This window comes from Bacillus mycoides, from assembly GCF_000832605.1.
GTDB lineage: Bacteria > Bacillota > Bacilli > Bacillales > Bacillaceae_G > Bacillus_A > Bacillus_A mycoides.
In genome coordinates this window covers 2,469,383-2,495,801 of the sequence record NZ_CP009692.1, presented here as the reverse complement: position 1 = coordinate 2,495,801, position 26,419 = coordinate 2,469,383, and the positions used below count along the sequence as shown (strand labels likewise).

The following is a 26,419-nucleotide window of genomic DNA, read 5'->3' as shown; positions in this document are numbered from 1 at the left end:
TTGTTCTTCTTGCTCTTTTCTATTTTAGCTGCAATCTTTGAATAACTCTTCGCTATATTTTTGGTAATTTTAGCTTTTTCTTCTACTTATATATATTCGAAGGAACAAATAATTTTATGGGGGTCAAAAAAATATTTTTTATAAAATAGTTATTTTTTCAAAAATAAAAACCATCAATTGGAAGAAACTCGTTATAACTCCTCCTTATGGTAATTCCTTTGTAAACCTTTTTATTTAAATGTATAATTGTATTAAAAGTCTAAAATTTCAGAATTCGAGGGCAGCGTCATGAAAAGTTTTGGTACGTTAGTAATCTCTACCGTCATTTCAGCAGGCTTAGTGTATTATAATATCGATTCCTTTTATAATAAATTTACATCCGGGAATACATATTACTGGGTAAACGGTATCCTAGCTGCTGGATTCCTTATATCCTTAATTATCAACATAAAAGATATCATCAAGAAAAACTACACAACTTCTGAATCAAATTAAGGAGCCTATTATGGTTCCTTTTTCTATGCAAAATAAAAAAGCAGCTGTTAAGCTACTTTGAATTCTTCTTATCCCCAAATGAAATGATATATATATTCTCCCGTTACACGTTCATTAATTCCAGCGATCCTAGCGAATCTCATTAAGTCCGCCCCTTGAAGAAAATACACCGAGATCGTAACTGGTACTTGTGACCACATGAATTGATAAAGCTCATTCACTCTCTGATTCGTCGAAACGATTAAATCATTTACAGGTCCATGATTCCATGCAGAGGTTTGAACTGAAGTGAACGGAAGGTCTTTCCCATTAACCACTATTCTTACCACACTTTGAGTTATGTCCACAACAATCCCCTCCACCATTACAAAATTTAAGCCTGTTTCTATACTCATATTCTTGATTAATAATAAATGTTTAAGGCAAACCCCTATTTTCATTTCTACTCAAAAACAATTTAAATGATTCTTCTTTATTTCTCAATATAAGGAGCCTTGGATTTTCATTAAAACTCCTGTAGTATATGAACAAAGAGTAAGGTAAGAGTTACTCTTTGCCATTTTAGGAAAGGTTCTGTTGGAAACAACAGGACCTTTTTTCGTGATTTAAAGGTACTAGGACAAAATGAAATATTTACCATGAAGGTAATTGTTAAATATTTTACGCTTATATAGTATAATGGGATAGTTATTGTGTATTGGCATTAAGAGGAGCGTCCTGATTAAGCGCTTCTCTTTTTTTATAAAATAGCTCCAAATTACTTGGACACATTTACCAGTTTATTCAACACAAATATCATGTTAAAATCCCTTGTGAATACGACATAACTCAACTTGGTGAAGCCCTGTAATATTTCCTGTAGGGCTTCTTTTTTTACAAGCAGTTATTTCATTAAGCTGACTACCTTGTTGTGCAAAATAACGATTTTGTTCACTTTTTTGATACATTTATAAAACATTCATATGTTATCTTCAGTAAGTTCTATTTCCTTTATAATATTGTGTGAAGTATACCAACGAACGAAGCCTAAAAAACTCTAATGAAGTGATGAAAAAAACCTAATTTCTCTACAAAACATTGAGAAATTAGGCTTTTTAATAGAAAAAGTAGCATTCATAAACAATGAATACAGTTTAACTCTTCAATTCTATTTTCACAGATTCATATATTCTTCTAAAGTCAGTTTTTCCTTATATATATTTTCAGCAATATCTCCTACATAGCGAATATGCCAAGGTTCATATGCATAACCCGTAATACTTTCCTTCCCCTTAGGATAACGAATGATAAACCCTGCACGATGCGCGTTTTCTTTCAGCCATTTTCCTTCCTTCGTATTCGCAAAGGATAGCTCTAGTTCATTGTTCGCACTTTTAGAAGAAACATCCATCGTTAACCCTGTTTGATGTTCACTATGCCCTGGCTTTGCAGAGAAGCGATCCGTATGCTCTTGCCCTTTCTTTTTAACATTGTTGGCATACAAACCTTTTTGATACTCATAGGAACGAAATCCTGAAACAGCATTCAACTGGATCCCATCTTGCTTAGCTAAAAGGAATAGTTTTTCTAACGCTTCCGCTGCTTCTTTACGAAGATGACTCTTTTCTACCGTTCCACTAAATGAGAACGGTACATTTGGTACAACTAAATCCTCTGGCATATAGTCTTCGGGTAAACCATATTCCTTATTTACTACAGCCTGTATACTAGCAAAGGAACTTGCTATCTTATTTGAAGTCCCATTTTGCTTACTATTTTTTTCTTTATTTATGGAGTTTTCACTAGTTTCATGGTTTGTCTTATATGGTTCTTTACCAATAGATATATTGGTGTAAATGATAAAGATACCTAGCATTACTACTATACAAGTTAAGGTTCCTACTAATTTAAGTCTCATCATTCATTTCCTTCCTGCAACTCCTACTGTTACTCATTCATCATACTTCAACCATATCAAATCCATATTAATTCCTTGTGAACTTTTCTTCATAACGCATTCCTTAATAGATTGATAGTATATCTTCCCGTTCTTTTGATACCCTTAAAATATCAGCTCTATTTATACATGTAGAAAAATAATCTAAAGATTTGTATAATAAGATATGAAGTGTAGCATTCTGTTATAGAAAGGTCTTGGTATAATGCTAGGCATTGATGTCAAAAAAACAAAAGAGGAGTTAATTATTTCATGGCAATTTGCGGAGGTCACGATTCCATTTCGTGATGTGATTGAGGTTACCGAAGATGCTACCTATGCGGGTGTTGAAGAACCAAGTGCAATCCGTATCGGAACAGCATATGGGACAACTGATCGTATATTAATTAAAACTGTAAAACAAAATTATGTATTATTTACTACGAATAAAGTGTCGATTTTAAACGCAATTCACGCGTAACAATGAGTAGATAAACGCGCTTAAACAAAGTTCAAGTGAAATAAAAAGGTGCAAAGTCATAGAATTGACTTCGCACCTTTTTCTATATTTGTGAGGGTAGCATGTAATTGATGCCGCAGAAATTGGGATGCAAAATTGCATCTTTAATTCAGATATATTAATAATAAAGATGAACTGCTCAACATTTTTCTTTTAAGTTAGTATTTCAAACCCTAGCTACCTAAAGAACTCAAGTAAACGTATCTTAAATCCTTTTAAGTGGCACAAAAAGCGTCTATGTAGGCGCTTTTTGTATAAGAAAACACCTTATATGCATAAGGTGTTTTCTTATTTCATCTATCTAGAACTTCTCTATTTGAACTGTAAAATGTGGCTTGAATTTTACTTCGATTGTTTTGTTTTCTACGCCGCCTTGGACATATAATGAGTCATTACGGGTATAGATTCGTTTCGCCGAATGTATCTTGGTTTCAAATATGCATTTATTTTTGTAATACAATTGTAATTCAACAGTTTCCTCGTAATAACACATAATCATTACTAATTCAAATCCTAATTTATCTATTTTATTATATCTATATGCACCTGCACCAGGAATAAAATAATCTTCTGGTTCACTCTCGAATATTTCTAATAATTCGTATTCATCATATTGAATATTCATTTTAACAACTCCTTTCGTGAATGGGCTCAATCTACTTTATTTATAATATTCACGATTTATTAGGTACAACGGAAACAACATCGCCACTATCATTCAATACGACTCTAACATCTTTCCCATCGTATTGCCATAGACCAGGTTTATTTCCTGGTTTTTTAGTATCATGCTTAATTGTTTCTTCTACTACGCTTGGTGTTACACCTCGCGGATCAACTTTTTTTAATTCCTCCATATATTCTTTTGATCCGAATGTGTAACCATTCCTTTCAGCTCTTTCACGTGCACGCTTCGTAAGTTCTGCCCGAACCTGAATTGTATCAGGTGCCATTCTTTCAAGCGCATGTTCAGTATACTTACGCCCATCAATGACCCCTCCGCCTCTTGGCATACTCCATCCAATCTCTTCAGTTACCTTTGATACTTTTCCTAAATCCTTCGCTTTTTGTTCTAACTCACCATATTTACCGAATACACGTCCAATAACTTTAGGAGCCCCACCAAAAACAGTAGAAACGGTTCCCCATACATAGTCATTTTTGTCATACTCTCTATCAGTGAAATATTCTTTGCCGTTAATGAGTTGTAGCCCTTGTTTGATTTGCCCAATAACTGGAATGAAATCAAATGACATCGATCCAAGTTCATTTGTACGCTTCTGTTCTGCCAAAAACTCTTCCATTTTTTCAGGTGGTACACCAAAATCTTTGAGGCGAGTAGATAAACCATCCATGTTTCCAACATTTTTAGCCATATTAGACGTATCTATTTTATAGCCTGAAATCTTATTAGCAGAGTCCATAATGTTATTGGCAGCATCTAATCCAGACATGATATCTGTATGCAAGGTTGGGAATGCTTGTTGAGCTTCTGCAACATGCGTTGGGACACTATTAATTAGTCCATCAGCCATTACCGCTTGTTTATGAAGTGATGCCCCAGCTTTTTGTATGGTAGAAAACTTGGCTTGGAGCAACGGAATTAACGATTAAACACCGAGCAGCTGCTGACTGTTTTGCTGTCCTGGAATTATTACAACAACTCAAAAATAAGCAAATAGATTAAAATACTGTAAATAGGACTAAATTATTAACATAAAAAATAAGCACATCTTGTAAAAAAACAGATGTGCTTATTTTTTAATTTTTATGCATTTTTACGTTTTAGGAAAATCACTCCACCAACAATTAACAATAATGCACCTGCAGCCATAGAGATCCAACTTGTAAGGTCAGCGCCTGTTTGGGGTAACCATCCAATTTTAGATTGAATTTCTTTCTTAGGTTGTGGTTGCTCTTTTACTTGCTCTTTAGGTTGCTCTGATGTTGGAGTATTTTTATCTTGATTCGGCTGTTCTGGTTTAGGTTGTTCCGGTTTTACCTCTTTGAATTTCACTGTTTGTCCCTTATCTTCAAATTCAGCGTGAATAGCTACTAAAATATTATCTTGATACAGTTCTTCAAATACTACTACTTCTTTACCTTGTAATGCAGAAGCATTAAATGTGAAATCTAATGTGATAGAACCATTTTTTTCTTTTGCAGTAAACTTAGATTCTACTGTTACTTCTTTATCATCAACTAATAATGGTTTGTTTGTTGCTTTATCCATTAGTTTGCCTTTTACAACGTATTCTTTACCCACGATTAAGTCTTTGTATTCCACTTTATCTTGGATTGTTACAGATTTAGAAGCGTCTAACTCTTTAGAACCATCAGCTTTGTTTGTAGCTGTTGTTTTAATGGAAGGCTCTACAAATCGAACTGTTTGACCTACATCGTTAATGTCAGCGTGAGTTGCAATTACTTGACCTTCATGCAATAAGTCTTCAAACACAACTACTTCTCTTCCTTGCTGTTCAGCACCAACGAAAGTAAAGTCTAATGTTACAAAACCATTCTTTTCTTTTGCAATGAACTTAGTCTCTGCTGTTATTTCTTTACCATCAATTAATAATGGTTTGTTAATAGCTTTGTTCATTAATTTACCTTTTACAGTGTACTCTTTACCAACAACTAAGTTAGTATACTCTACTTTATCTTGAATAGTGATAGAATCCTTTGAATGAATCTCTTTTCCACCATCAGCTTTGTTTGTAGCAGTTGTTTTTACTGATGGCTTAACGAACTTAACTGTTTGACCTTTATCATTGATATCAGCATGTGTAGTAACAACTTTTCCGTCTTTCAGTAACTCTTCGAATACTACTACTTCTTTTTCTTCTAAACCAGTTGCATCAAAAGTGAAATCTAGTGTAATAGAACCGTTTGCTTCTTTTGGTGTAAACTTAGTTTCAGCAGTTACTTCTTTACCATTTACAACTAATGGTTTATTAGTCTCTTTATCTCTCTTTATCCATTAATTTACCTTTTAAAGTGTACTCTTTACCTACTTGTAGGTCTTTGTATTCCACTTTATCTTGGATTGTTACAGACTTAGAAGTGTGCATTTCTTTTGTACCATCGGTTTTATCAGTAGCTGTTGTTTTTACTGATGGAATCTTTTCATCTTTGACAATATGTTTAATGATTTGACCATTCTCTTTGATCTCAAAAGAGAATATTTCTTCATTCAATACATAACCTTTTGGTGCAACAGTTTCTTTATATGTGTATTTTCCAAATGGTAACTTTTCAAACTTCGCGATACCTTTATCGTCTGTTTTCCCTTTAACTACTTCTTTTCCTGCTTCATTATAAATAGTAAACTCTGCATTCGGAAGCTTATTGTTTCCATCAGCTACATCAACTTTTGTAATTTCTAGATTACCTTTGATAAGATGATTAACTGCTAATAGCTCAATAATTTTCCCGTGTTCCTTTATTTCGAACACAATCGGTTCTGTAATAAGAACGTAACCATTCGGAGAAGCCTTTTCTACAAATGAATATTTACCATACGCTAAATCTTTGACGTTAACTTCACCATTTTTATCTGTCTTATATTCCCCAATTACTTTCCCGCTTGCATCTTTTAGCTCGAATACTGCACCTTCTAATTTTTTACTGATATCTTCATTATCTACTTTTAGTAATTTCACACTACCTTTCACTTCTGTATTTTCCACTGTAAAAGTAAGTGTTTTATTGTGCTCTTTAATTTCAAAAGGATACTTTGTTTTATTTCCAATATATCCATTAGGTGTTTTTGTCTCTAAGAAATAATATTTACCATACGTAAGACCATCAACATTTGCAATTCCATTTTCTTTTGTTACTACTTTTTTCACTTCTTTTCCATCTTCAGTAAAGACCGTGAATTCAACATTAGGTAACATCTTACCTGAATCACTAAGTTTTTTTATTTCGATGTTACCTTTTACTTTGTTGTTTACTACTTGAACAGCTCCTATTTCCCCTGTCTTAACTTCAATAGTTTGTGGTTTATCACCTGAAACATAACCTGTTGGTGCTTTAATTTCTTTTACTATGTAGGTACCAATTGGTAGGTTATTTAATTCTGCAGTACCATCAGCACCCGTCGTGATTCTTCCAACTGATTCATTATTTGCATTAAAGACTTCAAATACTGCACCAGCTAATATTTCTCCATTTTCCCCAACCTTTTTAATTTTTAAAGAACCAGCAGCTTCCCAATTTACTGCAAGGTCACTACTAAGCTTTTCCTCATTTCTTTCTAGTAGCACTGTAGCATTCTGAACAGTATCAGTACCGCGATAAGCAATTGCTTGAACTTTAGTTAAATTTGTAGCAACACTTAAATTAAATTCACCTGTTTTTGTATCTTTAGGAATTTGGATACGGAATTTTTCCCCAAGTGAAAGCTGATCTTTCACTTCTCCATTTTCACTAACAATTTTAACTCCATTAGGTGCATTTTTCGCTACTACTTTATAAGAACCACTCTTAGCATTTGTTTGTACTGTGTATAGGTTTGTTTCAAAAAACTCACCCTTTAATTCTGCCTTTTGCTTTTCAGCAGGAATCACATTCATAAAAATATCTTGAGTATCTTCACTTGTATTTGCAGCATTAATAATTGTCTTAGCCGCTTTTTCAACATTTTTATTTTCATGCTTTAATTCATTTACATCAAGTTGACCTAATGCATTCCAAACCGCAAGCTGAGTTGCATAATGTGCTTCATTCTTATTAGCTACTCCCAGTTGTTCTATACTTTTTTGTGGGAAACCATTTAATAGAACCCTATATACTACATTATCTGTTTTCCCCATTTCAGGAAGATCTTCACCATTTGGTGATTTTAAGCCAAGAGTTAAACAATAAGCAATTTGACCGCTTGAATTTTTAATAATTTCAGTTCGAATGTACTTACCTAAACTGTTGCTATAACTCCAGTTCATTGAATACTTTTCATGCGTCATAACCTCCGCATTTGCCTTCGGTAGAAACACATTAAAGAATAATGCTAGTACTGATAATAATGCAAAAACTCTTTTAACAACTCTTCTCCCCAATTTTAAAACCTCCCTAGATAAAATGAATCCGATGTATTATTCAAATATTCAAAATAATCACAACGAAGATATTTCATATTATAAGACATAAAGTTACAAATATTATATTATTTTTACAAATTATTTATTTTCTCAACAACCACTATAAATTATAATATTAAAACATTCCATTTCACAAAAGTAACAATATTAGGATACCTTAGCAAAATAAGAAACTTGGTAAAATACTATAATAACGGTAGTTGGAGTACGGAAACGATTCTTGGCATGAAGGACCACTACAAAGATATTTTAATATGTAAACAGATATTTTCAGATTGAATATATGTATTAATAATGAAATTTTATTGCATTTACACCTGCAATGTTTATATAAAAGATAGTAAATTATGTTTTTATAGGATTTTTTCTATTAGTTTACTGGAAATTTGCATTATTATGTGACAATAAATATCATTGTATTTAATATAAAATGATATAAAAAAAGGGGCACGTAGATAATTATTAGAACTTTCAATCAATTAATTGTACTAAAATTAGTATTAAGAATATTAGTAAAAAAGTAACAACGTTATTACTAAGTTCGAATATTGGTCTAAGTACCCTAGCATCTCAATGGTAACCTCTTGAATACTTTTACGTTTTTAAATAAATTAAAATAACAAAAAAATAATAATTTTTAATTTTTTTCTTTGTAATTTAATAAGTTACATGTTAATATGGCGAAGGTTATAAAATGGATTTCGCCATACACAATGTTTTTTCGGAATATTCACTCCAGAGAAACGTAACTATTTCTGTAATTTGCTTTATCTTTTACCTATACAAGGGCTACTTTCAATTTTTTTGTTCATAAGTAAAAGTAACTTTTTATTTCTATCTTCCTCATCGATTTTAATATAAATGGTAAAAAGCACTTTTTCAAGTGCCCTTCCTTTTCTTTTTTAAAGATAGAAAATCTAATAAAATCAAACACCTAGATTAAACACATACATAATCCTACTTACAAACTCTCAGAGAGGTATAAACTATGGGAATTCCTACACTATTATTAAATACATTTATTATTATTATTTGTATCCTTAGTTACCAAGTATTTTGGCTAGAACATAAAGAAAAAATGGCATGTAATAATATATTAATTTCTGTACTTTCCTCCATTGCAATTATTTTTTGTATGACTTTTCCTTTTCATTTACACGCTGGGTTCATTTATGATTTACGTTTTATTCCCATTATATTAGTTTTTCTATATGGAAATACAAAGAGCATTATTTGTATTGGAGTTTTATATCTTTCTTATAGATTTTACTTAGGTGGAAGCGGAGTCTTCCCATCATTTATTATCTTTACTATTATTTCTGTTATTACAATCATGTTTCGTTACTTGTCACCTACTTATTTCAAGGAAAAGAAGATATTATTAAGTATTCTACTTATTTTGATATGTACAACTTCCCTTTCTATCTGCGGTATTGTAACGCAAATAAATACAGGTGTTAAAATTGACTCTACTCTCATTGAATTTTTATTCAATTATATAATCATAAATATTTTCACAGTATTATTATCAGTTTATTTAATAGAAGGAATGATCGAGAAATATAAAATAAAAGAAAGAATGCAAAGAGCAGAAAAATTTTATATAGCTAGCGAACTAGCTGCATCGATCGCGCATGAAATTCATAATCCACTGACCACGGTACGTGGATTCACTCAATTACTAAATGAAGATGAGAGTGCTAAGATGTCTCAAGATAAGTACTTAGAAATTATGTTACTTGAAATGCAGCAAATACAATCTACTATTAATAACTATTTATCTTTAACCAAACCACAAAACATTATAAAAGAGGAACTAGATATTAATTACATATTAAATCAAGTGAAAGATAATATTTCACCACTCGCTCTTTCATATAATGTTGAAATAAAACAGCATATTACAACAGATTCCCTTTACATAAATGCTAATACTGAAAAATTTAAAATATGTCTAACCAACATCATACAAAATGGAATTGAGGCTATGAAAAATGGTGGCGTATTACAAATAAATATACAAAAAATAAAAGGTAATATTGTAATTGATATTATTGATACAGGAATAGGAATGTCTTCCCAACAAATAAAACGTATTGCCTTGCCATTTTATTCAACAACAGAAAAAGGTACTGGGCTTGGTACTATGATTGCGTACAGTATTATTAAAGAATTAAACGGAGATATAGAGATAGAAAGTGAACTAGGAAAAGGAACACACTTTTCTATCACTATCCCCTGCTAATATAATAGAAGATTTATTTAAATGATATTATTTTGTAGCTAATATAACCATATAAAAAGAAGACGTAACTATTCGTCCTCTTTTTATATGGTTCTGGTGCAAAAATGTTAGTTAGAAACATAGAGCAGCAATTTCACAATTTATTCACAAGTACCGTTAAGCGCAAGTTTACGTTAAGTATGCTATTTGCATAATAATGTTTTCAAGAAAAAAGTAGCTGTACTTTTGTGCAGCTACTTTTTTATGCAATAAATCAGTAATAGATATTCGAGCTGCAATAAATGCCCCTTTTATACTTTGAAATGTAATTTGCAAACTACAATTTGACATAATTCTAATAGTATGAGATGTATATTTCTCCATAAAAGTAACTTATTTTTATCTCTTTTAAACAATTTATTATATTATTTTCATCTAATTAGGCACAGAAACGTTTTGCAAAATTTTACTACTTTTTAGGAAAAACGTTTTTAGGGTACATTTTAAAATAGCTCTTTTTCTTTGAAATGTTTCTGTGCTTAATATTTAAAATATCTTATGTCAAAATTTTCCGCAACAAATATGTTAAATGATTCATAATTATATATAATATGGAACATTAAAGTTAAATATTCCGTATTATACTCTATTAAATATAGCGTATTTAATTTATTAGTAATTAATTTATTAGTCTAAGTATGAATTATAAAGTATGTTCGTTTAAAATTGTCACAATATAATTTTATATTCGACGTTTTTAATTACTCGTGAAACATTTGCAAATGTTTTAACTGTTATGTATAAGGTAAATATCCCCTCTAAATATAAGATTTACTTAATTTAGATTCTTTCTCTCATAGTCATAATGTCGAAAAAAGTCGAATCTTTATATTTTTTCTTTATTTTCTAGTTGTAAACGTTTTATTTTCATGTTACCATCTTAATCAAACATTAGATGGTAATAAAACTTAAAGTATTTCTTTCCCTTAGAGACATATAAACGTTCGGTAATACCATGAAAATAAGGCCAAAGAAATATGAGTTACCTGATAAAAGATTTAATAGGATTTTTACCGCCTTAATTTTCTGTTAATTCAGAATGTAACACTTTAACATTTTGTCCCTAAACAAAATTTAAATTTTAGTGTGGTAAACTCAAAAAGCTAAATCACCCACCAAAATTAATAAATGATATATCCTGTTATATCTAGCGATCAGTCATGAGAAATAGATTTCTTCCTAAGAAAACTTAGCCCATTAATAAAAAGTGTCTAAATTTCTATCTTTATTACCATCTATTGTTGATAACATATTTACCAACTATAAAAAAGAACCTATTGAAGGTTCTTTTTATTATAATCATTAGCACTTCAATTATTGATAATCATTGGTGTTGAATCTTTATTCCCTCACCTTATATAGTTTTCTTTTATTAACACTTGAAGACTTATTGAGGTACGGTTCTGCTTTTAATTTTTTTTTATTTTTAAGCGACTAATTTCCGAATGATGGGCCATCCACAGTTTTATATCTAATAAAGAAAGAATTATGTCTGTTTCAAGTGACATTTTGCTTACCTCCTTCTCTCTTATGGGTTATGTAGATAATATATCTCTTGAATCTGGAGCCTTTAGAACACATAATGGATACCCTAAAAAATGGACTTTATTTTATCTTTATCTTATCTTTACCTTATCTTTAAACTTTTCTATTAAACTTAGCATTTAGAAAAAAATTTTCGAGTCTAAAAAAGCTGGGAAATAGAGAATTATTGAATTTTTTTAATAACCAGCCACCATTGAAAATAGGGTTTCTTGTAAAAGGAGGAGTAATATTTGAAGAATAAGAGAAAAGTACAAACTATTATATTATTCTTTATTAGTATTTTAGGGTTAGGAACAATAATCGGGATACTATATTTTAATTACAAAACCAATACTCAAAAAAATAAAGCGTTTGCTACCGAGGAACGTTTATTGCAATATGAGCCCATCATGAAAAAAGAATTAGAAAAATATAATTTGGGAGAAAAAACAGCAATTTTACTAGGAATTATGTACCACGAGAGTAGGGTTGAGGGCAACGACCCTATGCAATCTTCCGAATCACTTGGGTTAAAGCCAAATGAAATCCAAGAGATAAACTTGAGCATTAAACAAGGGGTAAAGCACTTTGTTCAAATGTATAGATATGGAGAAGAAAAAGGTGTTAGCATGGATACAATTATTCAAAGCTATAATATGGGGCCAGGCTATATTGATTTTATTGCCAATCAAGAAGCTAAACAACACTCGGAAGATACAGCTAAACAGTTTTCTAAGTTGAAAGTTGATCAGAATCCAGCTACATAAACTTGTGGTGGAAATAAACAAAATTTTAGATATCCATATTGTTACGGTGATTTCACATATACAACAAAAGTGAATGAAAAAGCAAAACTTATTGAAGAACGCCTCCAAAAAAATTAAAATTGTATATATTTGTTTGAAGGAGTTTTCCATTTACTTTTATATGGTTTTTCATCAACTTTTATCCCCTCTTACCATCTAAATGTATATATACAACTATCGTATCATATTTCAATTTAAATACGGCTCTAGTTACATATTTCGCCAGAAATCTATCCAGAATATAAATAAAATCACCATTTTACATGAAATAGTATTCACTTAGCGAATTCATTAGACATAAAAATAAATGTAGATTCCATAAAAAGAGAGTACCCTCGCTATTGGTGCTCTCAATGTGAATTGGGGTTTATCCTGAGCATTGAATAGGACACGAAGAACTCGTCCTGTTACATAATATTATGCTTGTCCATATTATAAATGTGCAATAAAAAAAGCACCCTCGCCCAGGCGCCAAGAGATACATATACGTTGAGGTAACTAACACGTTAGAAAAGGCCCTTCCATATCATTGTATGATTATCAATTATCTTTATACCTAGCAGACTCATTAAATATGTTTAATGTATCATTTCTATTAGTTTAACCATGCCTAATGCCATCCAATTCATGGTTAGTATTCTAAATAGACCAACGATGTATTATAATCCTTTATATACCCAAGGAGGTTTACCATGCTTAATTTTCATAAAACATTCCCCATCTTAGGATTCTTTTGGTTTTTATATAGTTTTATCGGCATCATCTTTTTATTACTATTCCTTAGCGTATAGTAACAACGCGTATAAATATATGTTTAATGTGTGATTTCTATTATCGGCTTTGTTAACTAACACTTAAATTATTTTAACAGCCTTTTGTTTAATTCCCTCAAAGCTGTTTTGTTACTACCCCATTTTAAAAGCGTTACGGCTTCCTCAAAGCACAACCATTTATACTTGAAGTGTTCTTTAGATAATTTAATATTTTTTGTAGGAACTTTAACTCCAAAAGAAAATTCTTTTATTACATAAACATCTTCTCCCCAAAGAAATTCACCAACTACATCCTCTACTGGTAGTGAAGACACAGAATCTAGTTTTATATATGGACATTCTCTTATAATACCAGCCTCTTCAAACGCTTCCCGTTTTGCTGATTCAATAGGAGTCTCACCATCTTCTCCACCACCAGCTATTCCTTGCCAATAACCATAATCACTTCGATTAAAAATGCCATATTGAATGGAATCATCAGTTTTTATATAAGGAAATATCAATACTTGATACGGCGCTCTCATTGCTTAACCTCCTCTCGAAAAAATATGAACAATTTATTCACTAACTTGCTATTTTAGTAAATAAAGAGCCAACATCAAAATTCTACATTAATAATGCAGGTTTATGGTATCGGCTCTCCATTTTTTAAGAATTTTATTTTTCATAAATAGGTTTACTCTTAACGTGATAAAAACCTGCTTATTTCTTATTTAATTTGCTTAGCGTGTTTTTTTTCGAAACGCTGGCGGTATCACATGTTGACTAACCAGTCCAAATAGTCCCTAAAACGGTCGTTTAAGGAACTTTATTTATATCTATCAAAACTGACTGAAATATGTTTAAAATTCAGTTCAAAAACTCATTACCAAAAACAAAGTTTTATATCAAACATCAAATACCGTTTATGGAACACTCTTAATGTACGGAAAACCAAGTTTTTTAAATAAAAAGTTCCTTAGCGTACGAAATTCGCGTTATGTTGGCGGGACCCCATCGCTATCAAGCTAAGGATATCAAGAGGGTATATGTGAGTGTATTTTTTTGAAATTTCTACGACTACACTAAAAATATGCATAACAAATAAACCTACCAAAAGGGTGTTTTGAAAAATATTATGCAACTTTGAAACCCTTTAACAACGTACACTCATACATAACGCCTAGGATATCAAAGACTGTTTTCTTTTCGTAACGGTGAGATTTCCGTCCGTTTTTCTCTAAAAGATTGAACAGACGTAGGAAAATCTTTGATAATTCTTGGGTGCCCTTTTGTAATCCTTGGTAAAACAATAGATAATAATTCTTTATCATATAAATGGATTTGTATTCACTTAACTCTTTCTTTTTCTTATTCAAGAGTAACTGACGCATTTTAAACATGGTAGATGTACAGAGTAAAATGCTAATAAGTTGCCCATATAAATGGCATTCTAAGCGTTCTTTCTTAATTTCTTTGCACTTGTGAATTTGAAAGAAAGATTTCCATGTTTTGAACAAAATTTCAATTTGCCAGCGTAATGAATACAAATCATGGATATGTTACGTTGGAACATTTTCTGCAGAAAGATTCGTAATATACACGTTGATTCCACTCAACCGTTTACTTCTTTCTTTGTAGGTAATACCTTTCTTTTTTTCTTTTTTGGCTTGTGCCTTCAATCTTTTCTCTGTTTGTTCCTTTGTTAATCGATGAATAATAACACGAGCTGGTAATTTTTGATACTGTCCAATGTATGATTCTGAAATTTCCATTGTTTGACCAGGGGACAATTGATTCATGAGTTCTTCCATATCTAATTGAATATAGAGTGTTCCTTTCTTCACGGTCCCATTGTGAAAATACTCTGGCTCATCATTCTTACGATAGATTCGAGAATTTAATTTCAAACGTGAGACATAGTAAGCTCCTTTATCCTGGATCTTTTGTAAGTCATGTAAGTCAAAGTAACCTAAATCTCTTATATACAAGTCTTTGGATTGAATGTTTTTTAGGCTTGTGGAACCAAAGGCTTTATCATTTTCTCTTCCTTCTCCTACATAAACGTACAGGAACTTCCCGCTCAATAAGTCATACTCTAATTGAATTTTGACTCCTGCCGTATGGCTACTTCCACCTGAACCTTGATAATGTGAAGAAAACTTATCTGGAAGCTGAAATGTTGTAGAATCTAGAATCCGAATGTGCTTAAAGTTCGTAGTATATTGATGAATTATTTCTTGTGTTGAATGAATTCTTTGGGTTAGAAGGTTAGCTAGAACTTGTTCAAGAAACTTTACTGCGGAAGCATTAAATCGTTGGTTAAGTCCTTCAGGACTTATAAGAACACCTGTAGATACTTCAAGACAGCTACATAATTGCGTGAGTGATGTACTTGCGACCTGTTGACTAAGCCATACACATAAAGCAACTAACTCCTTTGCTTGATATTTACTCTTTCGCTGAACGAATCCTTTTTCTTTGGCTAAGTGTTCTAGAACATGAGAAGACATATGTCGTTGTAATTCTTCAGCAATCGGTTGAAATTCATCAAGAATCGAAAGATTCATAAAGAAACGCCATCCTTTCTTATAATTCTACAGAAAGGATAACGCCTTTTTTGCTTTATGGGTAGTGCAAAACCTTAGCTTGATAGCGTGATAGCGATGTGGTGCTACCCCTAATTGGTCTTGTAATGCCCGTTCTCGAAGCACCGTGTTTCCCGAAAAAAATTGCGCGTGCTAATGCATTCATAGCTTCTCCTTTATTCAACCCCCTTTGAATCCGCCAGCGTAAAGTTTCGCTAGAAATATAGTCTAGGATAAACAGTGTTTTTTCAATGCGTCCCATATATCCAGTTATATATATTCAAGTGGCTTTTTTCACAAAAGAATCATAAAAAACTCTATCTATAGATAGAGGGTATTCAAAAAAATCATCTTTCAGATAGATGTTCTAAAATATTAGGGATGTTACAATCCTCCAGTAAGTAAGCAAATAAACAATAAATTTATACTTTATGGGGGTTTTAATTTGAATACTCAAGCTTGGATAATGATTGGTGCATTTTTAACAATTGTATTATTAACACAAATCGGAAGGAAAGTATTTACAACCACAAAGGCTGTATTGCCATTTATTCTTTGTGGTATAAGTGTTTATTTATTCGTCGAGGAAATACCTACCTCAGGTTCAAATATGACCGCACTCATAATCATGACAATGGTCGGCATGATCATGGGAGGGCTAATGCTTTTTACTGTGAAAGTAGAATATGGTTCTGACAATAAAGCGTACGTAACTGCTGGTATTCCTTATTTATGTTTATGGATTATTGGACTTGGATGGCGTGTCGTATTAGCTTATGTAGCGACAGACTGGTATCCACAACAATTTATAGATTTCATGGTATCGAATCACTTGGATTTTAATGTTATAGCCCCTGCTTTCGTATTTTTTACAATTGCGATGGTAGTTATTCGTACTATTGGAATTGTGATTAGGATACAAAGATATAGAAAAAATCTAAAAGCAAATTAAAGAAATAGGTTAAGAAAAACAACTTCTTTTGTATAATGAAGTAGGAAAAACAAACACACTATAATAACTACTTCATTATTCTTTTAATTTCAGATTTTAGATGATATGCATTAAAGGAATTTAACTCAACTATGAACTATTATAATCGGGAGTTGTAAATTTCCAGCCTTTAAATCAAGAAATGGATATTCATCTATAGCCAAGAAATATAGAAACTAAACAGTAAGGTTGGGAGGGAATAAGTACATGGAAAAAGTATTTTTAAAAATGATTGATAGTCATGCAGGAAATGCGATAGGAAGCATCTTAATATGCGTATTTTTTTATAAAGGTTTCGCACCTCATGGTACCTTTGCAATATGGGTTTGTAGCGTTTTTGTAACAATTTATCTATGGATGTTGTATTCACCAAAATCTTGGTGGAATGCAAGGAAGTACGCTTTATTTACGAGTATATTAATAAGCATATCATGTGTATTATATTTTTCTCATCCGAATTTTCCAAATTATGCGTTATGGCCACTCATAGTTTTTCTTGCCGCTGCAGAACCAAAGTGGCAACGAATAACGACAATTTTAGCTGCTATAACGGGGATAGTTATTATTCTATTTATACATACGAATACGTTTCCTTATCAAGAAACATTAATTATTATCGGCCTCTATGTCTCGATCCGAAGTACATCCAAGCTAAGAGACGCATATCAAAAAAATCAAAAACAACTAAAAGAATTAGACGAAGCACATGCTGAACTACAAGAAACAACGGTATTTTCTATGCGATATGCAGCTTTTACGGAAAGAACAAAATTAGCAAGAGAGATTCATGATGGACTTGGACATCAAATGACCTCACTTATTATTCAATTACAGGCTCTTAAGATTATGTTAAGGAAAGATCCTGTTGCTGCCCAAGATCATGTTGAAGAACTTTTAAAGGTGGCACGAAAAGGAATGGAGGAAATCCGAGTTGCTGTTAGAGAATGGACAAGTGATGAAAAAGATCTCGGGCTTACTTCTTTAAAAGGATTGATTTCACAGGTTCAAGCAAATTCTTTATTACAAATTGAGTTCATTCAAGCTGGAAATATAACAGAGTGGACGATGGAGGAAAGTACAACTCTGTATCGCATTCTACAAGAGTCTTTAACTAATGTCTTACGACATTCTAATGCAGATTCTGTTATTGTAAACGTAACAGAAATAGACGGAGTAGTAAAACTCACAATTGATGATAATGGTATATATACAGGGGATAAGCCATTAAAATATGGCTTTGGACTCAATGGTATGATAAAACGCTGTAAATCAGTTGGAGGTAATTGTTCCTTTTTTCTAAATGAACCAAAAGGACTTCGAGTTGAAGCCACTATTCCAATTCAGAAAAATGGAGGAGAAGTATGACAGAAAAGATTCGTATTGTGCTAGCTGATGATGAACCATTTGTTCGAAAAGGCCTATGCTATATTATTGAAATGCAAGATGACATGGAGATAGTTGGGGAATGTAAAGACGGTAAGGAAGCAATTAAAGTGGCTTTAGAAACTGCACCAGATATGGTAATTATGGACATTCAAATGCCTGACTTATCAGGCATTATGGCTACTAAAAACATTATGAGTATATTACCAAACACAAAGGTTGTCCTATTAACAACATTTGATGTACAACAATATGTCTTAGATGGTATTCGAGCTGGTGCAGTGGGTTATATATTAAAAGATACTGAAACGGAGGAAATGCTAGATAGTATTCGATCTATGAATAGAGGGGCAATGATTTATAATAGCACGACAGCAAATCAAGCTTTTACACAATTTATAAAATACGATAATAATGATTATAATTTAGCTGGCGAAGAACTTGAATATACGGAAACTCTAACTAAGCGGGAGATTGATGTTTTACAATTATTAGCTTATGGAAAACAAAACCATGAAATAGCTAAAATCCTTTATGTTTCCGAAGGGACAGTCAAAACTCATATCCACAATATTCTTCAAAAACTAGATGTAACAGATCGTACACAAGCAGCTGTAATGGCAATTCGAAAAAAGATTGTAAAGTGATATCTGCTGTATGTAGTAAAAAGAATAAAATTTTAAATTAACATAGTGTTTTTCTAATTGAAATTAAACAGATCATAATAAAAAAGAAAGAGAGTATAGCATGGATAATACAACTGGTCTTATTATTTTAATTCTTATAATTCTCCTTCAACTAAAAGAAAGGGAATTGAAAGTTCAACGAATGTGAATTGCTCCTGTATTGATCGCATGCTATACATTTACTCATGTATTTAACGATCTCACATTAATAGAAACAGGTCTATTTGTAGTATTACTTGCTCTTGGAGGAATTGTAGGAGCTGTGCGTAGTTCTACAACTATAATACGAATCGATAAAAATAATGGGAAGGTTTATGCTAAAAATTCTTATATCGCCTTAGGTATATGGATTGTTGTATTTATTTTACGTTTTATTGTAACGTATATTTTTAAAGGTTCAAGTCAGTATGCGCTAGGTTTAGTAACGAATGGTATTTTTTGCTTTATTGCGGCGAGTGAGTGTATAAGAAGAGTGATTCTATACTTAAAAGCAAAAAGTTTGATGCATTCAAAACATTAACTATTGCTAAGGGTAATTTTTGTAGTGTAGCAAATTTCAGTGTTTTTCTAACACCAACACATTGCTATCAAGCTAAGAAAAACAAATACCCCAGAACGAAAATTTTGTGCATTTTGCTCGTACTTATTGTTTTGGGGTAATTCGTACTTTTAGCTTGATGGTGATGTGGTGAGACCCCATAAAGAAAAGACACCCTAAGGTGCCTTCCTCCGACTTGAACCACTTTAATTTAATAATATGTATTGGACATTAAGTAAACACGTCCTATAAAACAGAATCATTTATTTTCAACAGATTGTTAGTGTACAAATACAAGAGAGTCGAGATCGTTTGTTTGGCTAGATTAAAGCAACGCCACACCACACCTATATGGTTGAGATGTGTTACGCCTTCTAATCGGAGAATCAGCTTTATAGAACGTGTCCACAATTTATATTTTACTACATGTAATATTTATTTTATGTAATTTTTACAAATATGTATAATTACATAAAATTCACGAGAAAAAGAGAGTATACTTTGATATTGTGTAATAAAGATAAGGCCCACCTACGGAAATAGGTGGGTTTTTTGTTAGGCATTACTATCTCATTGCACAAAAGGGAATTTGCATTAAAATAATATCATATTCTTAGAGTTCTTATATTGAGAAAAAAGACACTCTTATGAGTGCCCCTTTTTTTAGTAACCGAATCCGCCGCTACCGCCGCTCCAACAACTACATCCTATAATGATTAACAGGATGAATAGAACGATCAGTAAAGCAAATCCGCCACCTAACTGTCTACGCTTAAAGACTAAAGTTACCTTTAGCCCTCCAAGACTCGCTACGAGCGAATGGCTAGTTCTTACTCGACGGGAATCCCACCCGTTATATGATACGACCTAGGATCGGCCGCACACCTGCCTCGTTAGTTAATATGAAAATGAAACCCAATGTCTTTCAGGCGAAAGTATAATCTTGGTTTGGAAATATACAACTGTTTGGACATAAAAAAGACCATCGAAATGATGGTCTTGCAGACTGTAGACAAATGCATAAAATAACGAATGAACCTTTCTCTGAACACTTACTTTACTTCTTTCATAAATAGTCTAACGTTTTCAGCGATTTCTTTGAATTTGGTATGGTGTAAATAATGTGATCCATCCATGGTTACTACTTTTCCATGTACCGAGTCTTTGATCTGCCCTTCATGCAGAGGTATCCATCCTGCTACATCTTCATTATTCGCTTGTACAAAGAGAAGAAGTGGAAGATATTTAGGGAAGATTAAACCTTGAGCCCCTTTAAAATTAGACGAAATATGATCCATCTCATTCAAGGTTGTGTCATTATACATGTTTTTATTCGAAATCATTTTCATTTGCTCTACGGTTTTTTCATCAAATGCCAGTCCAGCATAGGGGTCAGCACTGATTTTCATAGCCAATCTTAAGAGACCTGATTTTTTGAGATATGCAAACGTTTTTAATGGGAAATTGATATCCATACCCGGTTGTGTTGCAACACTGCTATCGATTCCGACAAATGCAGTCACCTCGTTTGGATATTTGTTCACATAATCAATTCCATAAATGCCTGTAATGGAGTGGCCCATGAGCATGTATCTGTTAATATTAAGCTGCTGTAGAGCTTCATGAACTTCACTTACCATATTCTCCGTGGTTCGCTCTTTTACAGTTTCATCACTTAATCCATAACCGAAAGGCTCTACCGCAACAACTTTGTAAAATGGAGATAATTCATCGATAAGAAGCTTAAAGTCAAGCCCTGGAGTAGCTGTTCCATAACCAGGCAGGAGCACGATCGTTTCCTCGCCCTCGCCTTGAATTAACACATTCATGTTTTTCCCGTCTACAGATACGTGCTGCCCGTAGGGCACTATTCGTTTTTGCTCCGAATGACTACTCATCACATTTACGATATAAACAATACCTAAAAAAAGTACAATGACTAGAACGATTGCTCCTATGATTTTAAGTAAGATGTTTCGCACTTTCTTTATTTTCATTCCCCTCAGCGTTTTCTTTTCCTCTTGTTGTGTCACTTTCATCTTCTCCTGTCCTGATCTGTTTGCCTTCCTTCATGTGCCTGTAATGAAAACTTAACCAATGAAGATGTACTCACCATGACGACAATATGAACTGAATATGAACTGCCAAAAAAAATGCTACGGCTCTATATGCAAGTAAGCTTGCATATGAGTCGTAGCATAGAGAATGAATCTAACTAATCTGTTGGTGTAGTGATTGGCAAGGTGACAATGAAGGTCGTTCCTTGACCAAGTTCACTTTTCACTCGGATGTCACCTTGATGAAGCGACACGATCTGTTTAACGATAGCGAGTCCCATACCACTTCCGTCATACTTACGACTGTGGGAACGATCGGCCTTAAAAAAACGATCGAATATACGCTTCTGGTCGTCAAGGTGAATACCAATACCAGTGTCGGATATTAGGATTGTCACGTTTTTGATATCTTGTTTGATGCTTACGTTAATCACACCGGCATCCTCGGAAAATTTGATGCTATTTCTGAGGATATTCGTCCATACCTGATTTAACAGGTCATGATCAGCCGTTACTTTAACTGTCTGTAAATCAAGCTCGAAATGTATATCGCGAGCAGACCATTGTGGCTGGAGCGCCACGATTATCCGTCGGATTTGTTCATCGAGGCTGAGTGTGACGAGCCGCAGTTGCTTTGACTGCGATTCAAGAAAACTCAGCTTTAGCAGGTTATCGCTCATTTTGGACATCCTTTTCGCTTCAGCGATGATAATATCAAGATAACGGCTTCGTTCGTATTCTGAAAGGTCAACTTGCTTAAGCACTAGAGCATAACCGGATATCGAAGTGAGCGGAGACTGAACCTCGTGCGACACGTTCGTTACGAATTCCCTGCGCATCTGCTCAAGTTGCTGCAGATCGTGCATCATTTCTTCGAAGCTGCGAGCCAAAGTACCCAGCTCACTCGTTTGCTTAATATTCAACTTGACGTTGAAATCTCCAGATGCTATCCGCTTGGTCGCTTTTGTCAGCTTTTTTATCGGTCTTACCAGGAATACAGAGGCAACTAGAATCAATAAGCTTCCTGCAATCAACGAACATGTTGCAAAGACCAATGCCCACTTTGTGACAAAAGAGGCTGAAGGAGGGGCGAGCGCTTCCAAAAATATCGCTTTCGTTCCCATTTCCGTTTTCAACGGCAACCCTAAGAGGACCGTGGCAATACCATTAGGAGTGTCCTGAACAACACCTCCATCTAATACTTTCTTTAGTTGCTCCATCGTCACAGGCGCAGGTTTGTGTCCGTGAAGTTTACCGTAAGACTTGAACTGACCCGTTGCTTCGTAGATTCGAATATAATAAGAATCGAGCTGCTTCATTTCACTTACGAACAAGTCCGCTTCACGTAACGGAAAGGTCTTGTAAATCCGGACGATGTCTTGGCCAAAGTTACGTAAGTTGATTTGAGCATTTTCGTTCAATTTATCTTCGAATATCCAAGTTGACACCAAAAAAGAAATGATCGTGCCCCCGATGATGGAGACTAAAAATGTCAGGACAACACGTATATATAAGGATCTGATCATTCATAAACCTCAAGCCGATACCCAAGCCCGCGCACCGTTTCGATCCGAAAATCGGGTGTTGTCGCGAACCGTTCACGCAGCCGTTTAATATGTACGTCTACCGTTCGATCATCTCCGGCGTAATCGATACCCCAAATCTGATCGATCAACTGCACGCGCGTATAGACTTGTCCGGGTGTTCCAGCGAGCTTATACAGCAATTCGAACTCCTTTAGCGGCAACGTAAGCGACTCCGTCCCGTTCATCACCTTATAGGTCTGTCGATCAAGGATGACGTTCCCGAAATGGATCTTCTGCGTGGAGCCAATCTTGTATCGTTTGAGTAGTGCCCTAACACGAACCGTCAACTCTAACGGATCGAATGGTTTGGTTAAATAATCGTCCGTCCCAAGTTCGAAACCTTTCACTTTCTCCCATGTTTCTCCTCTCGCAGTCAGCATAAGTAAAGGTAGATCAGGATTGGCTCTTCGGAGCTCCTTGCTTAACGTCCAACCATCCATAATCGGCATCATAATGTCAAGTACGACAAGATCGACATTCGTTGAGATGTAGACGGCCAGTGCTTCCTTGCCGTCCGCTGCTTCAGCTGTTGCGAATCCGTCGTTGCGTAGAAATAAACAGACGAGTTCGCGAATGTTCGCATCGTCGTCAGCAACTAGTATAGTAGGCATCGGTTCCCTCTTTTCCCTGTTTTCCACCGCATTATTTCAAGCAATCATTATACTATAAATTAACACGTATGTTGATTAACCAAAGTAATACAGTTTCTTGATTTATCGACCTGTAGAATTCAAGTGTTTCTTTCAAACTAATTTGCCACTCAATTGACAAGGCTTCACAAAGAAACAGGCGTGTGAAACCTGCAAATGACAAGCATTTATTTTGTCTTTTGGCCTTGTGCACGAAGAAATTTCAGCAAAGCATAGGCAATTATAGCTGTGAATAACTGATTGAACAACGCATTGGATATTGTGCCAAACAATACGGGAACGTTCAAATTCAGCTAAATCCAGCGGAAAAATGATTCAATTGCCCAGCGCGATTTGTACATGGCGGCGATTCCTTCGGACAGATAGATTGATAGAACGCATATTCCCCAAACTACTCCAGTAATTACACCATCTGAAATAACACGTCCTATACCCACTAATTATTTTTCATCAAATGTGTATGGCGTATCAACTTTGATTGCACATTCGTTCCAAATCATTACTTGTTAATTTAAGTGAATTCCATCATAAAGATTCATATAGGTTTAGTAATTAGTCAAAGTTATTAGGGTGTTCTGTCGTACAATTTATATATTACTATATAATCACCTCCTGATTTTTGTATATTATAGTTCTACATCGACACATAATATATAACTTTTTCTCATTGCTTATTGAATTAATCTGCTCCGTTCAAGAAGAACCATATCAGTTTAAATAACTCAGATTTTGGCAAAATTAAATTGATTCAAATGATACCCACCTTTTAGTAATCTCAGAAAATTTCTTAGTCGCGAGTGAGGTTGGTTTTCTTATAGCTAATCCAATAGTTCGATAGCTATCACTTTCAAGTGGAATTGCTGCAAAAGAAATTTTTGATGTCGGTATAATCATTTCTGGCAATATACTAATTCCTAGATTATTCTCCACCATGGAGATCACTGAGTATTCATTCATATTTTCGAATCGAATATTGGGGCTAACTTTATTCTCCCTAAATATTTTTTGAATATCATCATAACACTGATATGTTGGCATAATAAAAGGTACATTTTCTATTTGTTGCATTGATACTTGGTTTTCCTTACATAATGGGGATTGGTTAGATACAACACATAAAAGTCGATCCCTCTTCAATTGTACGATTTCAAAGGATTTTTCAAAGGATTCAAAGTAAGTATCATTATTAATAAATCCACAATCTAATCTCCCGTTTTGTAACCAATTCTCAACCTCAGCATAGTTTCCTTCCAGTAATTCGATTTCAATATTTGGAAACTTTCCCTCCATTTTTTTAAGAATACCAGGAATCCAGTTTTTAGAAATACTCGAAAAAACCCCCACTCTTACTGTTCCTTTTTGGAACCCATTGATAGCGGCTACTTCCTGCTTCAGCATGTTGTTATAGTATAAAATTTTCCGAACGGTAATTAAAAGCTCCTCTGCATTTTTGGTCAATGTTAAAGTAGAGTGATTACGAATAAATAAAGGAAAGGAAAACTCTTTTTCCAAACTGCTAATTGCATGACTTACAGCAGATTGGGTGAAACCTAACACTTCTGCAGCTTTTGTAAAACTATTGAGTTCTGCCACTTTGTTAAATATTTCATATTTTGTTAAAGTCACTATGGTCCTCCTCATGAATTTTATTCATGTCTCCATTATATTTCTTCGTTTTATTTAATGCCATTACCAACATACAATAAGTGCATGCTCTATTATATGATCCTTGACAAGGGATGTATTTTTTATGGAAGGATGAAGTGAAATGCAAAAAATTTTAGTTACAGGTGCTGCAGGTAGGATTGGCCAAGATGTTACAAGATTCCTAGATAAGCAAGGGAATTACCAGTTACGGCTAGCAGATATTAACTTATCTGCTTTAGAAACTTTTAAAGATACAAATCATGAAATCATATATTTAGATGTTTCTGATTTAGCTGCTTGTCAAGAATTTACGAAAGGTATAGATATAGTTATACACTTGGCAGGTAATCCTTCACCAAATGCTGATTTTTATGGCTCCTTATTAGAAAATCATATAAAGGGAACCTATAATATTTTTAGAGCTGCTAGTGATAATAATGTATCCAAAGTGATAGTTGCTTCCAGTGCTCAAACAATTGAAGGCTATCCTTTGGATTATCAACCACATGCTTATTCACCCACGAGGCCCAAAAATATGTACGGGGTAAGTAAGTGTTTTGCAGAGGCTGTTGCTTCTTATTTTGCTTATGAAGAAGGGTTACAAAGTCTTGCTATTCGTATAGGTGCATATGATGATTATAATCCATATGGTAAACCACTAACAGCTAGAGATATGAGTGCATACTTAAGCCCAGAAGATTTTATGGACCTTCTCTTAAAGTCGATGACGGCAAAGAACTTACCTCCATTTTCAATTTTACATGGTGTATCTAACAACAGGTTTAAACGAATTGATATTGAAGGAACAAGAAAGTTAGTTGGTTATAGCCCAAGTTCTGATGCTTTTGTACTAAGTGGTATTAAATTCTTTGATTCTTGATAAAGGCATATCTAG

General features: G+C 33.5%; 18 protein-coding genes and 7 pseudogenes. 10 read left to right on the top strand and 15 right to left on the bottom strand.

Going from position 1 to position 26,419, the window contains the following annotated elements; all coding sequences use genetic code 11:
* Window positions 1-288 precede the first annotated feature (288 nt).
* On the top strand, window positions 289-495 hold the full coding sequence (locus BG05_RS29605; protein WP_000834521.1) for a hypothetical protein: 207 nt from the start codon (window positions 289-291) through the stop codon (window positions 493-495).
* A gap of 68 nt (window positions 496-563) precedes the next feature.
* On the opposite strand, the gene BG05_RS14745 is transcribed toward BG05_RS29605, so the two are convergent.
* Window positions 564-935, bottom strand: coding sequence for a hypothetical protein (locus BG05_RS14745; RefSeq protein WP_002084333.1), 372 nt, complete (start codon window positions 933-935; stop codon window positions 564-566).
* 713 nt (window positions 936-1,648) lie between these two features.
* Entirely contained in the window at window positions 1,649-2,392 is a 744-nt protein-coding gene (locus BG05_RS14740; RefSeq protein WP_033709884.1) for a M15 family metallopeptidase, read from the bottom strand.
* A gap of 244 nt (window positions 2,393-2,636) precedes the next feature.
* Between BG05_RS14740 and BG05_RS14735 the strand changes: the two genes are divergently transcribed.
* The gene (locus BG05_RS14735; protein ID WP_003193685.1) at window positions 2,637-2,891 is read left to right on the top strand and encodes a SunI/YnzG family protein; all 255 of its coding nucleotides are present in this window, start codon (window positions 2,637-2,639) and stop codon (window positions 2,889-2,891) included.
* A gap of 340 nt (window positions 2,892-3,231) precedes the next feature.
* Here the strand turns inward: BG05_RS14735 and BG05_RS14730 are convergent, their stop codons facing one another.
* Both BG05_RS14730 and BG05_RS14725 read right to left on the bottom strand, forming a co-directional pair.
* On the bottom strand, window positions 3,232-3,555 hold the full coding sequence (locus tag BG05_RS14730) for a hypothetical protein (RefSeq protein WP_002185308.1): 324 nt from the start codon (window positions 3,553-3,555) through the stop codon (window positions 3,232-3,234).
* 49 nt (window positions 3,556-3,604) lie between these two features.
* Window positions 3,605-4,465, bottom strand: coding sequence for a hypothetical protein (locus BG05_RS14725; protein WP_003193681.1), 861 nt, complete (start codon window positions 4,463-4,465; stop codon window positions 3,605-3,607).
* 53 nt (window positions 4,466-4,518) lie between these two features.
* On the opposite strand from BG05_RS14725, the pseudogene BG05_RS31525 reads away from it, so the two are divergent.
* Window positions 4,519-4,617, top strand: a pseudogene (locus BG05_RS31525) (3'-5' exonuclease); the annotation flags it as partial.
* 81 nt (window positions 4,618-4,698) lie between these two features.
* On the opposite strand, the pseudogene BG05_RS14720 reads toward BG05_RS31525, so the two are convergent.
* Window positions 4,699-7,990: pseudogene (locus BG05_RS14720) on the bottom strand (VaFE repeat-containing surface-anchored protein).
* Between the two features lie 1,030 nt (window positions 7,991-9,020).
* On the opposite strand from BG05_RS14720, the gene BG05_RS14715 reads away from it, so the two are divergent.
* Window positions 9,021-10,277 (top strand): ATP-binding protein, encoded by a 1,257-nt coding sequence (locus BG05_RS14715; RefSeq protein ID WP_002185304.1) that lies wholly within the window; start codon window positions 9,021-9,023, stop codon window positions 10,275-10,277.
* 168 nt (window positions 10,278-10,445) lie between these two features.
* Here the strand turns inward: BG05_RS14715 and BG05_RS30850 are convergent, their stop codons facing one another.
* Entirely contained in the window at window positions 10,446-10,640 is a 195-nt protein-coding gene (locus tag BG05_RS30850; RefSeq protein ID WP_033732005.1) for a hypothetical protein, read from the bottom strand.
* A 1,451-nt stretch (window positions 10,641-12,091) separates the two neighbouring features.
* On the opposite strand from BG05_RS30850, the pseudogene BG05_RS14710 reads away from it, so the two are divergent.
* Window positions 12,092-12,724, top strand: a pseudogene (locus tag BG05_RS14710) (lysozyme family protein).
* Between the two features lie 781 nt (window positions 12,725-13,505).
* Here the strand turns inward: BG05_RS14710 and BG05_RS14705 are convergent.
* The 3 genes and pseudogenes from BG05_RS14705 to BG05_RS31520 all read right to left on the bottom strand — a co-directional run.
* Window positions 13,506-13,943, bottom strand: a complete 438-nt coding sequence (locus tag BG05_RS14705; RefSeq protein ID WP_002185302.1) for an NUDIX hydrolase — start codon at window positions 13,941-13,943, stop codon at window positions 13,506-13,508.
* Window positions 13,944-14,534: 591 nt separating this feature from the next.
* Window positions 14,535-15,968: pseudogene (locus tag BG05_RS14700) on the bottom strand (IS4 family transposase).
* Window positions 15,969-16,079: 111 nt separating this feature from the next.
* Window positions 16,080-16,248: pseudogene (locus tag BG05_RS31520) on the bottom strand (Tn3 family transposase); the annotation flags it as partial.
* A gap of 183 nt (window positions 16,249-16,431) precedes the next feature.
* Between BG05_RS31520 and BG05_RS14695 the strand changes: the two are divergent.
* The 4 genes from BG05_RS14695 to BG05_RS14680 all read left to right on the top strand — a co-directional run bounded on the left by BG05_RS14695 (window position 16,432) and on the right by BG05_RS14680 (window position 19,566).
* Window positions 16,432-16,938: a hypothetical protein gene (locus BG05_RS14695; protein WP_002185300.1), complete on the top strand. Its 507-nt coding sequence runs from the start codon at window positions 16,432-16,434 to the stop codon at window positions 16,936-16,938.
* A gap of 246 nt (window positions 16,939-17,184) precedes the next feature.
* Entirely contained in the window at window positions 17,185-18,342 is a 1,158-nt protein-coding gene (locus BG05_RS14690; protein WP_002185299.1) for a sensor histidine kinase, read from the top strand.
* A complete protein-coding gene (locus BG05_RS14685; RefSeq protein WP_002185298.1) occupies window positions 18,339-19,007 on the top strand; it encodes a response regulator in 669 nt (222 codons plus the stop codon). Before BG05_RS14690 ends, BG05_RS14685 begins: the two co-directional genes overlap by 4 nt.
* 199 nt (window positions 19,008-19,206) lie before the next feature.
* Window positions 19,207-19,566: a DUF1453 family protein gene (locus tag BG05_RS14680; protein WP_002185296.1), complete on the top strand. Its 360-nt coding sequence runs from the start codon at window positions 19,207-19,209 to the stop codon at window positions 19,564-19,566.
* Between the two features lie 681 nt (window positions 19,567-20,247).
* Here BG05_RS14680 and BG05_RS29585 read toward each other — a convergent pair.
* From BG05_RS29585 to BG05_RS14655, 6 genes and pseudogenes are all read right to left on the bottom strand, one after another.
* A pseudogene (locus BG05_RS29585) lies at window positions 20,248-20,343 on the bottom strand (YjcZ family sporulation protein); the annotation flags it as partial.
* A gap of 293 nt (window positions 20,344-20,636) precedes the next feature.
* Complete coding sequence (locus BG05_RS14670; RefSeq protein WP_002128358.1) at window positions 20,637-21,617, bottom strand: alpha/beta hydrolase; 981 nt, start codon at window positions 21,615-21,617, stop codon at window positions 20,637-20,639.
* A 182-nt stretch (window positions 21,618-21,799) separates the two neighbouring features.
* Entirely contained in the window at window positions 21,800-23,167 is a 1,368-nt protein-coding gene (locus BG05_RS14665) for a sensor histidine kinase (RefSeq protein WP_002128359.1), read from the bottom strand.
* Window positions 23,164-23,838 carry a response regulator transcription factor gene (locus BG05_RS14660; protein ID WP_002185294.1) on the bottom strand — a complete coding sequence of 225 codons (675 nt, stop codon included), beginning with the start codon at window positions 23,836-23,838 and terminating at the stop codon, window positions 23,164-23,166. The genes BG05_RS14665 and BG05_RS14660 overlap by 4 nt, the downstream gene beginning before the upstream one ends.
* A gap of 386 nt (window positions 23,839-24,224) precedes the next feature.
* Window positions 24,225-24,468 (bottom strand): annotated as a pseudogene (locus BG05_RS31515) (GNAT family N-acetyltransferase); the annotation flags it as partial.
* Between the two features lie 147 nt (window positions 24,469-24,615).
* Window positions 24,616-25,503, bottom strand: coding sequence for a LysR substrate-binding domain-containing protein (locus BG05_RS14655; protein ID WP_002128361.1), 888 nt, complete (start codon window positions 25,501-25,503; stop codon window positions 24,616-24,618).
* Window positions 25,504-25,645: 142 nt separating this feature from the next.
* Between BG05_RS14655 and BG05_RS14650 the strand changes: the two genes are divergently transcribed.
* Window positions 25,646-26,404, top strand: a complete 759-nt coding sequence (locus BG05_RS14650) for an NAD-dependent epimerase/dehydratase family protein (protein ID WP_003190585.1) — start codon at window positions 25,646-25,648, stop codon at window positions 26,402-26,404.
* Window positions 26,405-26,419: the final 15 nt, after the last annotated feature.

Excerpts from the sequence above, each read along its gene's own strand:
- BG05_RS29605 (WP_000834521.1), top strand. The coding sequence starts at position 289 with ATGAAAAGTTTTGGTACGTTAGTAATCTCTACCGTCATTTCAGCAGGC.
- BG05_RS14745 (WP_002084333.1), bottom strand. The coding sequence starts at position 935 with ATGAAAATAGGGGTTTGCCTTAAACATTTATTATTAATCAAGAATATG.
- BG05_RS14740 (WP_033709884.1), bottom strand. The coding sequence starts at position 2,392 with ATGAGACTTAAATTAGTAGGAACCTTAACTTGTATAGTAGTAATGCTA.
- BG05_RS14735 (WP_003193685.1), top strand. The coding sequence starts at position 2,637 with ATGCTAGGCATTGATGTCAAAAAAACAAAAGAGGAGTTAATTATTTCA.
- BG05_RS14730 (WP_002185308.1), bottom strand. The coding sequence starts at position 3,555 with ATGAATATTCAATATGATGAATACGAATTATTAGAAATATTCGAGAGT.
- BG05_RS14725 (WP_003193681.1), bottom strand. The coding sequence starts at position 4,465 with ATGGCTGATGGACTAATTAATAGTGTCCCAACGCATGTTGCAGAAGCT.
- BG05_RS14715 (WP_002185304.1), top strand. The coding sequence starts at position 9,021 with ATGGGAATTCCTACACTATTATTAAATACATTTATTATTATTATTTGT.
- BG05_RS30850 (WP_033732005.1), bottom strand. The coding sequence starts at position 10,640 with ATGGAGAAATATACATCTCATACTATTAGAATTATGTCAAATTGTAGT.
- BG05_RS14705 (WP_002185302.1), bottom strand. The coding sequence starts at position 13,943 with ATGAGAGCGCCGTATCAAGTATTGATATTTCCTTATATAAAAACTGAT.
- BG05_RS14690 (WP_002185299.1), top strand. The coding sequence starts at position 17,185 with ATGGAAAAAGTATTTTTAAAAATGATTGATAGTCATGCAGGAAATGCG.
- BG05_RS14685 (WP_002185298.1), top strand. The coding sequence starts at position 18,339 with ATGACAGAAAAGATTCGTATTGTGCTAGCTGATGATGAACCATTTGTT.
- BG05_RS14665 (WP_002128359.1), bottom strand. The coding sequence starts at position 23,167 with ATGATCAGATCCTTATATATACGTGTTGTCCTGACATTTTTAGTCTCC.
- BG05_RS14660 (WP_002185294.1), bottom strand. The coding sequence starts at position 23,838 with ATGCCTACTATACTAGTTGCTGACGACGATGCGAACATTCGCGAACTC.
- BG05_RS14650 (WP_003190585.1), top strand. The coding sequence starts at position 25,646 with ATGCAAAAAATTTTAGTTACAGGTGCTGCAGGTAGGATTGGCCAAGAT.